Origin of the sequence: Lentibacillus sp., from assembly GCF_035301925.1 — a bacterium.
GTDB lineage: Bacteria > Bacillota > Bacilli > Bacillales > Amphibacillaceae > Lentibacillus.
Genome location: NZ_DATGTI010000029.1, coordinates 1 through 10,711 on the forward strand (window position 1 = coordinate 1; position 10,711 = coordinate 10,711).

A 10,711-nucleotide genomic window follows, 5' to 3' on the forward strand; every position below is an offset into this window, starting at 1 on the left:
TGGCAAATCAGGGATGATAACACCATTAACCCCAGCGTTCGCACAATCTTTGGCGAAACGCTCAACTCCATACGTATAGATTGGATTGATATATGTCATCAGAATGATCGGAATCGATCTTTTTCCTTTAAACTTTTCCAGCGTTGCCAAAACGCCTTGCAGTGTCGTGCCGTTTTGCAGTGCCCGCTGTCCGGCATTCTGTATCGTTGGGCCATCTGCCACAGGGTCTGAGAAGGGAGTTCCCAGCTCAACAGCCGCTGCACCACATTCCTGCAAAAATTTCAGCCGCTCCTCCAGAATATCAAGCCCGCCATCACCGGCCATGATGTATGGAACCACAATATTTTCGCCTGCTGAACGTTTTGCTTCCAATGCCTCTCTTAATTGACGGTTACGCATCAGCATTCCCTCCCAGCACATCTTTTACCGATTCAACATCTTTATCGCCGCGGCCGGATAGACAGATAACGAGCGATTCGGCGTCAGTCAATTCCTTTGATTGTTTTGCGGCAAAAGCTACCGCATGGGCACTTTCCAACGCAGGAATGATGCCTTCCGTCCGGGAAAGGAGCTTAAAGGCATCGACGGCTTCCTGGTCCGTGACAGACGTGTAGGACACCCGCCCGGTATCACGAAGATGGCTATGTTCAGGACCGACACCGGGATAATCAAGGCCTGCGGAAATGGAATGGGCTTCTTCAATCTGGCCGTGGGTATCCTGCAGCAGATGTGTCATCGTGCCGTGCAAAACACCGACACTTCCAGCCGTTAGCGTTGCGGCATGCTGATCCGTTTCAATGCCGTTCCCCCCGGCTTCCACACCGTAAATCCGGACATCCTCATACGGAATGAACGGATAAAACATCCCCATGGCGTTGCTGCCGCCGCCAACACAGGCGACCACTGCATCGGGCGATTTTCCTGTGGCTTTCTGATGCTGCCTTTTTGTTTCCTCACCGATCACCGATTGAAAATTACGTACGATTTGTGGAAAAGGGTGGGGACCAACGACAGATCCGATGATGTAATGTGTATCCTCCACATGACTGACCCAGTAGCGCAGTGCTTCATTGACGGCATCTTTTAATGTGCCCCTTCCCTGCGATACACTTTCAACCTTGGCACCAAGCAGTTCCATCCGGAAAACATTCAACTTTTGCCGACGGATATCTTCTTCACCCATAAAAACGACACACTCAAGGCCAAGCAGTGCACATACTGTGGCGGTGGCGACACCATGCTGGCCGGCTCCGGTTTCGGCAACGATCTTTTGTTTGCCCATTCGGCGTGTCAAAAGTGCCTGGCCGATTGTGTTGTTGATTTTGTGCGCACCTGTATGATTCAGGTCTTCACGTTTGAGATAAATTGACGGACCGCCCAGCTCTTCAGACAGATTTTTAGCATGGTAGAGCGGTGTTTCCCGGCCGACATAGTTTCTCAAATAATCGTTCAGTTCTTTTATAAAGTCAGGATCGTTTATCGCTTTTGTATAAGCTTCTTCCAGATCAATCAATGCGGGCATCAACAATTCGGGAACAAACCGGCCCCCAAATTGGCCGTATCTGCCTTTTGTATCTGGGAATGGATATGACGTCACGATGATCATCCTTTCTTTGTAATTTAATAGCATCAGTCACTTTTAATGTTTTATCAGCAACTTTTTGGACTTAATTGGTAACTTTAGGGTATTCACCAACAAGTTTCTGAAGTTTATCAGTATTTCCTCTTTGCATGCTTTATGAATTGGGTTATCTTGCTTGCGTCTTTCCGGCCATCCGTTTCCACGCCGCTTGAAACATCTACGCCGGATGGCCCGGCAGCAGAAATGGCTTCTTGCACATTGTCCGGTGTCAGCCCGCCGGCGAGAATCACTTTTTGTGGGTCGAGATCCCATTCAGCCAGCTGTGCCCAGTCGAATGTTGTACCATTGCCACCGCGGTTCGGGCCTTTAGGGCTGTCGATCAAGTAAAAGTCACACGGATACGCTTTTATTTCTGACGTGTTGTGTTTTCCCATACGGAATGCCTTAATGACAGGATATGGGAGCTCTTCAGCAAATAACGGTGGTTCATCGCCGTGAAGCTGAATGACATCAAGTCCCGCTTTTTCAGCGGTCTGCACGATGGTGTCGAATGACTCATTGACGAACACACCTACTTTTTGCACCGACGCAGGCAGGGAACTGATTATCCCTCCTGCTTTTTCCGGTGTTATTTGCCGTTTACTTGATGCGAATACAAACCCGATGAAATCCGCACCGGCCCTGGCCGCTCGCTGTGCCGCCTCTGGTGTTGTGATGCCGCAAATTTTAACGCGCACCGGATCGGACCCCTTTCTGAATTGGAATCTTAAATTCATTGAACATGCCCGGTACATCATCAGCCCGCATCATGGTTTCCCCGACCAGGATTGCACGTGCACCATTTTCGGCTACCCGGGCCACATCCTGTTGTTTTTTCATGCCGCTTTCACTGATGATGGTCGTCTCAGGATTGGTCACCATGGAGGCCAAGCGTTCGGTGGTTTCCAAATCGACATCAAACGTTTTCAAATTGCGGTTGTTGATGCCGATAATGTCAGCACCTAAGTCCATGACCGTTGTCAATTCTTGTTCGTTGTGGACTTCGCAAAGGACATCCAGCCCCTGTTCTTTGGCATACGTGTAAAGCTCCTCTAATTTGGACGGGGACATGGCGGCCACAATCAACAGAATAATGGAAGCGCCCGCCGCTTTAGCGTGGTCAATCTGCACCTTGTCGATGACAAAATCTTTGCAAAGCAGCGGTAGGTCCACTGCCTGGCGGACAGCGCGCAAATCATCCAGCGATCCTTTAAAAAATGTCTCATCGGTCAAAACCGATATGGCCCCGGCCCCGTTCGCTTCATATAACTTAGCTTGTTTGACCGGATCAACATCCGGGTTAATCGACCCTTTAGAAGGTGAAGCCCGTTTGATTTCAGCGATGATATTCATTCGCCCAGTGTTGCGAAACGTTTGGGTAATGGACGACACCTTTTTGGTTTCAGCCGGTTCCGCGATCGCTTCCTTTTTCAACTGTTCAATTTCCTTTTCTTTTTGCTGTAAAATATGATCCAATATCGTCATGTTACATCACCTCACTTGTTACACGGTGGCTGTATTCAGCCAGGCGCTCCAATTTTTCCAATGCCGCGCCGCTTTTGATGCTTTCGGCTGCTTTCTCGATGCCATTCTTTATTGATGTTGCAGCTCCGTTAGCGAACAGGCCAAGTCCCGCATTCAGGAGGACAGTATCATAGTGGGGACCTGATTTGCCGTTTAACACATCGTGCAAAATACGAGCGTTTTCCCCGGCATCACCACCACGGATTTTTTCGTTCGGGTAAACAGGCAAATTAACATCAGCCGGATTTAGGGTGAATGACGTCACGTTCCCATTCTCCAAAAGCGTCAGATGGTTCTCGCCGGCGAGTGATGCCTCATCCATATAGCCCGCACCATTAACGACCAGTGCGCGCTTTCGTCCCAGCTGATTGAGGGCTTCAGCCAAAAGCGGCAGCATATCGCGGCGATAAACACCAAGAAGCTGTGTATCCAGTTTCACAGGGTTTGTAAGCGGTCCGATCAGATTAAAGATTGTCGGAATCCTTAAGTTTTTCCTGACAGTCGTGAATCGTTTCATGCCTGGCTGGACATGGGGAGCAAATAAAAAGGCGATGTTGTTTTTCCCAAGCATTTCTTCCACATGCTGTTTGGAGAAGGATAGGGAGATACCCAGATGCTCAAGAACATCAGCGCTTCCGGTTTTGCTCGTGATACTGCGATTGCCGTGTTTGGCGACTTTAACACCGGCACCGGCAATCACAAATGCAGCGGTCGTACTGATATTGAAGCTATGTGAGCCATCACCGCCCGTACCGCAGTTATCCATTACATTCGTTAACACATCAGTCGTCTGGTCCGACTGTGAACGGATCACGTCAACGAGTCCGGCAATTTCTTCAGGTGTTTCCCCCTTGGCCCGCAATGCGGCCAGGAACGCGGCAAGTTCACCTTCAGTAACATGATCGGCGAAAGATACGGTTGCCGCATCCTTCATTTCCTGTAATGTCAGGTTTTCTTTATTCAACAGTTTTTCAAGATAATATTTCATAGTAAAAACCCCTTTCAAATTGTTGTAACTTCAGTTCCGCCGTTAAACTGACGTAACATGATAGTTGGTCACGTCCATTAATCCTTTTGCCTTATGCAGTGTTTCATAGTATTCGGTCTCCGGATCGGAATCAGCTACAATGCCTGCACCGGTTTGCAGAAAGGCTTGGTGATTTTTAATGACGAGTGATCGGATTGCCAGCGTCATGTTTAAATCGTGATTGAAGCTGATGTAGCCGACACCTCCGCCATAAAAGCCACGCCGTTTGTCCTCCACCTGATTGATGATTTTTAAAGCACGCACTTTTGGGGTGCCCGAGACGGTCCCTGCCGGCAAACAAGAGATGAGCGCATCAAGACTGGTGAAACGGTCAGCCAGCCTTCCGCGGACTTCGGAGACCATGTGCATCACATGCTGATAGTGTTTCACCTTCATATAACTGGGGACAGTCACACTATCCTGCTCACAAATACGGCTGAAGTCATCCCGGCTTAAATCAACCAGCATCTCATGTTCGGCAATTTCCTTTTTGTCTTTGATAAGCTCTTCTTTTAGGGCATTATCTTCAGCTTTCGTTTGCCCCCGGGGACGCGTGCCGGCGATCGGGTTCGTGATCATTTCCCGTTCGTGTATTTCCACAAGGCTTTCCGGCGAAGCTCCCAGCACGATGTGATCATCAAAATTGATATAAAACATGTAAGGTGATGGGTTAGCCTTGCGCAGCTTTCGATAAAACAAAAATGGGTCACTCCTGATGGACGCATTCATCTGCTGTGACAGCACAACCTGATAAACATCGCCCTGTCTGATATGGTCTTTTGCTGTACGGACATTTTGCATAAAGCGTTCTTTCTCCATTTCCGGCTGGAAATCAATCGCTTCATCAGTTGCCAAATCGGATGTCGGAAATGGGATTAATGCCCTTTTTAACCGTTCCAGCCGTTCATCCAGCACTTTTTCCGGCTGCTGATCCAGATTGATGGTCGCCAGGAATACTGACTCATCGCTATGGTCATAAACGATGATGTTTTGGTATAGCATCAGGTGGATATCCGGCATGCCAATGTCGTCCGGCAACTCTTCGCCAATATTTTCATAGCTTCGGATGGCATCATAACCGATATAACCGACCGCGCCGCCGAAAAAGGGGACAGGCATGTCGATAGCCAATTTGGGAAATGCGTTTTGGAAAACGGATAAAGCATCTTCGTTCCGGTGCTCACTTGTTTTATTTCTGTGATCGATAATGGTCGTTGTTTTGTCATTGCCTTTGAATTCTTGATAAGGATCAGCACCAATAAAAGAGTATTTGTCTTTTTCCTCATGCTGGATTGAGCTTTCCAATAAAAACTTTTTAGCGCCGTAAAGGTTTTCGTAAATGCCGATCGGGGTCAACGTATCAGCATTCAGCTTGTTGTACTTATAGGATGGTGTTTTTGACTCGTTCATTTTGTGAAAACTCCTTTCGTATTATTAAAAGTAGGCTTTGCGAAACAAAATGATCTGTCGAGGAGGCTTTTGGCGCTGGCCCGCGGAAAGTGAGCATCTGAAGCTAAAATTAACGAACGCATTAATGGAATTAAAAAATCCTCTGCAGACACATATAAAATGTGAATGCAGAGGACGATTGCGACCGCGGTGCCACCTCTTTTTGAAAGTATCAAAACTCCCATCTCAGTTCGGATACGGGAAGGATTTACTTCCGATATCCTATCCGTGTAACGGCGGAACACCGTGTTTCCGTACTGGCAATTCAGGAAACCTCTCGTAAGTCCATTCAGCCATGTTTCACGTACCGATATCGCACCACCACCGGCTCTCTTGAACGCTTTACAAAAGCTTACTCCTCTTACTCGTCGATTTAATGGATGCAGTTTTTAAAAGTGAAGTTGGTTTTGCACCGAGTTTACGAAGGTGCAAAACGCCAATTCGCGCGACAAGCCCGCCAATTCGCGCGAGAAGGAACATATTCCATCGCAAATTAAAAATCAGCTCATCCCGCAGTTGGCCTCTCATCCTTGGGAAGATGAGAGGCACCACGGTTTTTACTAAAATACAAAAGGGTTCCCCATCCGAAAAGGACGAGGAACCCGTGGTACCACCTTTATTAGCTGAAAAACAGCTCACTTTTGTCTCGGGTAACGATGAGACCTGGTCGCCAAAGCCTACTGCAGAACTGGTTCGGTTTGGAAGCTCGGAAGTCCATTCATCTATTGCACACACCGGTTCACACCAGCCACCGGCTCTCTTAAGTGTTACGGATAGATTACTTCTCTTCGTCATCGCTTAACTTGCAAAGAAGTTATTGTTATCCATATTAGAGCCGTTTTCTTTAGATGTCAAGAGGCTTTTGTGAAAAATAATATAATAATGCTGTTTCAAACAAGCCTTTTTATGCTATTTTAGATATATACATTTGAAAAGGAGTTCTGAACATGCCAAAGAAAAAAGTTGGGATTATTTTTGGCGGAAAATCAGCTGAACATGAAGTGTCATTGCAATCAGCTAAAAATATTGTCGATGCGATTGATCAAGATAAATATGACGTTGTTTTGATTGGGATAGATAAGCAGGGGAAGTGGCATATCAATGATAAATCTTCCTACTTGATTAACGCGGAAAATCCGAAATTGATTCAATTGAATAAATCCAATGAATCCGTTGCTGTTGTGCCGGGTGAAACAGAACATCAACTGGTGAAGGCAGCAGATGCGGAAATGCTTGATCAATTGGATGCCGTGTTTCCGATTGTCCATGGTACACTGGGCGAGGATGGCAGTCTGCAGGGGATGATGCGGATTGCGAATCTGCCATTTGTCGGAACCAGTGTATTGGGTTCGGCGATTTGCATGGATAAGGATATTGCCAAACGATTGCTGAAAGGTGCAGGGATTAATGTGGCTAAAGGGTTGGCATATCCGCGTGCGAAGCGGGATCAGATTGATTTTTCTACGGCAAAAGAGGAGCTGGGTGTACCGATGTTTGTGAAGCCGGCCAATCAAGGGTCTTCTGTCGGTGTCAGTAAAGTGTCAACGGAAATGGAATTTGATAATGCGATTGATCAGGCGTTTCAGTATGATCAAAAAGTGGTGATTGAAGAGACACTTAAAGGCCGTGAAATCGAGTGCGCCGTATTGGGAAATGACGATCCAAAAGCGTCAGTACCGGGTGAAATTCTACCGCAAACCGAATTTTATTCATATGAGTCCAAATATATCGATGAAAACGGTGCGATACTGGAAATGCCGGCCGATTTGACAGACGAGGAAGTTGAAAAAGTGCAACAAACAGCTGTGGACGCTTTCAAAACGCTGGAGTGTGAAGGCTTGGCACGTGTGGACTTCTTCTTGACTGAGGATGGAGAAGTTTATGTGAATGAGGTTAATTCGTTACCTGGGTTTACCCGCATCAGCATGTATCCGAAACTCTGGGAATTGAGTGGCGTTTCATATCCGGAGCTGATTGACAGATTGATTGAATTGGCAATCCAACGCCATCAGCAAAACAGTACATTGAAAAGCGCCGTGTGGGATGAGGAATAGGAGATGAGATTGCAAGAACATGCGGAAAACGTGGGCGCAAACACAAGAACATGGGCTCGAGTGCAAAAATATGATCCCGAGAACAAAACGTTCAGTAGAAGAACACAGTTCCCCCGTATAAAAAGGCTGATCCTTGATGGAACAGCCTTTTTTGCACGGTTGGAAAGGTTTGTCCTTATAAAGAGAACATCAGCACTAAACACTGGAAAACCGGGTCGAATGCTGATTTTCCTATCTATCCTTTAAAAGTAGAGAATTTCTCCGCAGCTGAAATGCGATCTTTTTTGGCAGGTTTTTCATCAAAATAACCGAGGTGCAGGAAACCGACAATTTTTTCATTTTCCCCGACATTTAGGATTTGTTTGACTTTCGGATCATAAATATGTGAATTGGTTTTCCAGACGACGCCAAGTTGCTGTTCCCAAGCAAGCAGCCAAAAATTTTGAATCATGCAGGCGGTAGCGCCGAAATTTTCATCGTATTGCTTTTGACTTTCCGGTACCTCCATGACGACAATTAGAAAAGCGCTCGGTTCGCGGAGGTATTCCAGGCGGTTTTGCTGTCTTTCTTCAGGGTAGGTGGCAGCTACCTTTTTTGCAAAGGTCTCGGTTTGTTCAGGTTCAATAAAAATGAAACGCCAAGGTTGGCGCACGCCGTGAGTGGGCGCCCAGACGGCATCCTCCAACAGTTCTATGACAGTCTCTTCAGCTACCGGTTTATGATTATAATACTTTTTGACAGAACGCCGATCGCGGATCACTTTTTTTAGTGCTGTTGGCTGCTTTGTCAGTTCCATTCGATGTCCTCCCTATTTTGCATTGCGTTTTATATGAATATAATTGATAACAATTTTAACTATGATTGTAGCTGATAAAGCATTGAAAAGCAAAATTAGTGGAACAGAGGAGTCAGGTCTTGTGTCCTTCTTAATCTCTGGAAATATATAAATACATATATTTTTTAAAAAAACCCTTGATATGTGAAAAAAATCACGTAATAATGGATGAGAAGAATGATATCAGCAAATCACTTATTTTAAGTTATGTGAAAAAATTCACAATTTGAAGGGGAGGAGAAAAATGAAAGCATTTCTGCAACGTAAAGGGGTTTCTTTATCGATCAGGGAATATGTCATTACAGCGTTAAGCTATATGGCATTGGGGCTGTTCTCATCTTTAATTATTGGCCTGATTATTCAGACGGCTGGCGAGCAGGCGGTCGCGCTGGGGTTTAACAATCTCGAATTTATGATTGAAATGGGTGGGTATGCCATGGAAACCAAAATCATGGGCGGTGCCATTGGGGTGGCGATTGCCTATGGTTTGAAAGCGCCGCCGCTTGTGCTTTTTTCAGCTTTGTTTGCCGGTGCGTTTGGGGCAGAACTTGGCGGTCCTGCCGGAAGTTATGTAACGGCATTGTTTGCAACAGAATTTGGTAAAGTTGCCTATAAAACGACGCGTGTTGATATTATCGTCACACCATTTGTTGTGATTTTTATCGGATTTGTGGTCGGAACATTCATCGGTCCTCCGATTAATACATTTATGGTCTGGTTCGGCGAGATCATTAACTGGTCAACCGAACAGCAGCCATTTATCATGGGTATTCTGGTGGCCATTTTGATGGGGTGGGCGTTAACAGCACCTATATCAAGTCTCGCCATTGCCATCATGCTCTCGATTGATGGGCTTGCTGCAGGTGCGGCGACGATTGGATGCGCTGCACAAATGATTGGTTTTGCAGCAGCCAGCTATCGGGACAATGGGTTCGGCGGATTCCTGGCGCAAGGTATTGGGACATCCATGCTGCAAGTTGCCAATGTGTTAAAGAAACCGATTATTATCATACCGCCAACCATTGCCGGGGCTGTTCTGGCACCGTTTGCCACGGTTTGGCTCGAACTTTCGAATAATGATCTCGGGGCAGGAATGGGTACGAGTGGGCTGGTCGGGCAAATTATGACGTTTGAAACGATGGGCTTCACATGGGACGTTTTTTGGTCGATGGTGGGGCTGCATGTCGTTGGGCCGGCCATTATCAGTCTTCTCATTGCTGAATGGTTCCGGAAAAAAGGCTGGATCAAACCGGGTGATATGACAATCGAGTACGAATAAGCTGTCATCATGAGTATTTAAGGCGCCATCCTTTGAATAATTTTGTTATACTTGGGACAATAGCCATTTAAGAGGGAGAAATGTACGATGGATCAGTTTATGGAGCGGGCCGTTGAGCTGGCTGCGGAGAACGTCCGTAATGGCGGGGAGCCTTTTGGTGCCGTCCTCGTGAAAAATAACAAACAGGTGGCCGAGGGTGTCAATGAACTGCATAAACGTTTTGATATTACGGCACATGCCGAAATTCAGGCAATGCGGAAAGCCCAGAAAATGATGCATTCACACGTATTGCAGGATTACACAATGTATGCAAGTGGTGAGCCATGTCCGATGTGTCTGACCGCCATGTATTATGCGGGTATTGACACGATTTATTATTGCGCCACATCCGACGATGCAGATGAAGCAGGGTTAGGAGCAGCAAAAAACGTTTATGAAGAACTACAGAAGCCCAAAGCCGAACGCACAATTGAAATGGTTCATATGCCACTAAAAGACGGCCAGGAAGACCCGATGCAATTATGGAAGGATCGTCAGTAACCGGCATTGACAATGTACGGCGATATTCGTATGATGATACGTAACAAATGCTTAAGGAGGTCCTGCCCCGAATGAAGTAAAACCGTGTTTTCCGTATGTTTGAAAAAGAACTCAGACAAAATGTTCCTGCTGCAGGGACGAACGGGACACGTGTGTGCTTTTTTCGGGTGGCAAACCTGTTTATCATTCCGGGAAGAAGTATATCCATATACCCATTTCGTCTGTCCAAAGGCAGGTTCAGCAGGTAGTGTAAAAAGTTCTATGAAAATAACTCCAGAATAAGGATTAAAAGTTTCAGAAGGCTTTCGAGCTGCCGCCATCGCTCTTGACAAACACGCCAATGGTTTTCGATTAAGGTGTCAAGGGCGAAGGGGACAAAAAG

The 10,711-nt window shown here is 46.4% G+C and carries 10 protein-coding genes and 2 other annotated features; of the genes, 3 read left to right on the forward strand and 7 right to left on the reverse strand.

Going from position 1 to position 10,711, the window contains the following annotated elements:
- The 6 genes from trpA to trpE form a co-directional block, all read right to left on the reverse strand.
- A partial coding sequence (trpA, locus tag VK080_RS02660; protein WP_324223253.1) for a tryptophan synthase subunit alpha occupies nucleotides 1-399 on the reverse strand: 399 nt, incomplete at its 3' end.
- On the reverse strand, nucleotides 392-1,597 hold the full coding sequence (gene trpB / locus VK080_RS02665; protein ID WP_324223254.1) for a tryptophan synthase subunit beta: 1,206 nt from the start codon (nucleotides 1,595-1,597) through the stop codon (nucleotides 392-394). The genes trpB and trpA, both read right to left, overlap by 8 nt.
- A 116-nt stretch (nucleotides 1,598-1,713) precedes the next feature.
- Complete coding sequence (locus tag VK080_RS02670) at nucleotides 1,714-2,319, reverse strand: phosphoribosylanthranilate isomerase (protein ID WP_324223255.1); 606 nt, start codon at nucleotides 2,317-2,319, stop codon at nucleotides 1,714-1,716.
- On the reverse strand, nucleotides 2,309-3,106 hold the full coding sequence (gene trpC / locus VK080_RS02675; RefSeq protein ID WP_324223256.1) for an indole-3-glycerol phosphate synthase TrpC: 798 nt from the start codon (nucleotides 3,104-3,106) through the stop codon (nucleotides 2,309-2,311). Before trpC ends, VK080_RS02670 begins: the two co-directional genes overlap by 11 nt.
- A 1-nt stretch (nucleotide 3,107) precedes the next feature.
- A complete protein-coding gene (gene trpD, locus VK080_RS02680) occupies nucleotides 3,108-4,133 on the reverse strand; it encodes an anthranilate phosphoribosyltransferase (RefSeq protein ID WP_324223257.1) in 1,026 nt (341 codons plus the stop codon).
- 42 nt (nucleotides 4,134-4,175) lie between these two features.
- Nucleotides 4,176-5,582: an anthranilate synthase component I gene (gene trpE / locus VK080_RS02685; RefSeq protein ID WP_324223258.1), complete on the reverse strand. Its 1,407-nt coding sequence runs from the start codon at nucleotides 5,580-5,582 to the stop codon at nucleotides 4,176-4,178.
- Nucleotides 5,583-5,749: 167 nt separating this feature from the next.
- Nucleotides 5,750-5,999, reverse strand: a binding site (T-box leader).
- A 208-nt stretch (nucleotides 6,000-6,207) separates the two neighbouring features.
- Nucleotides 6,208-6,425, reverse strand: a binding site (T-box leader).
- Between the two features lie 143 nt (nucleotides 6,426-6,568).
- Here trpE and ddlA point away from each other — a divergent pair.
- On the forward strand, nucleotides 6,569-7,675 hold the full coding sequence (gene ddlA, locus VK080_RS02690; RefSeq protein WP_324223259.1) for a D-alanine--D-alanine ligase: 1,107 nt from the start codon (nucleotides 6,569-6,571) through the stop codon (nucleotides 7,673-7,675).
- Between the two features lie 235 nt (nucleotides 7,676-7,910).
- Here ddlA and VK080_RS02695 read toward each other — a convergent pair whose 3' ends face one another.
- Entirely contained in the window at nucleotides 7,911-8,471 is a 561-nt protein-coding gene (locus VK080_RS02695; protein ID WP_324223260.1) for a nitroreductase, read from the reverse strand.
- Between the two features lie 283 nt (nucleotides 8,472-8,754).
- Here VK080_RS02695 and VK080_RS02700 point away from each other — a divergent pair, with 283 nt between their 5' ends.
- Together VK080_RS02700 and VK080_RS02705 are read left to right on the forward strand one after the other, a co-directional pair.
- Nucleotides 8,755-9,789, forward strand: coding sequence for a PTS sugar transporter subunit IIC (locus tag VK080_RS02700; protein ID WP_324223261.1), 1,035 nt, complete (start codon nucleotides 8,755-8,757; stop codon nucleotides 9,787-9,789).
- Between the two features lie 87 nt (nucleotides 9,790-9,876).
- A complete protein-coding gene (locus VK080_RS02705) occupies nucleotides 9,877-10,329 on the forward strand; it encodes a nucleoside deaminase (RefSeq protein WP_324223262.1) in 453 nt (150 codons plus the stop codon).
- The last annotated feature ends 382 nt before the right edge of the window (nucleotides 10,330-10,711 follow it).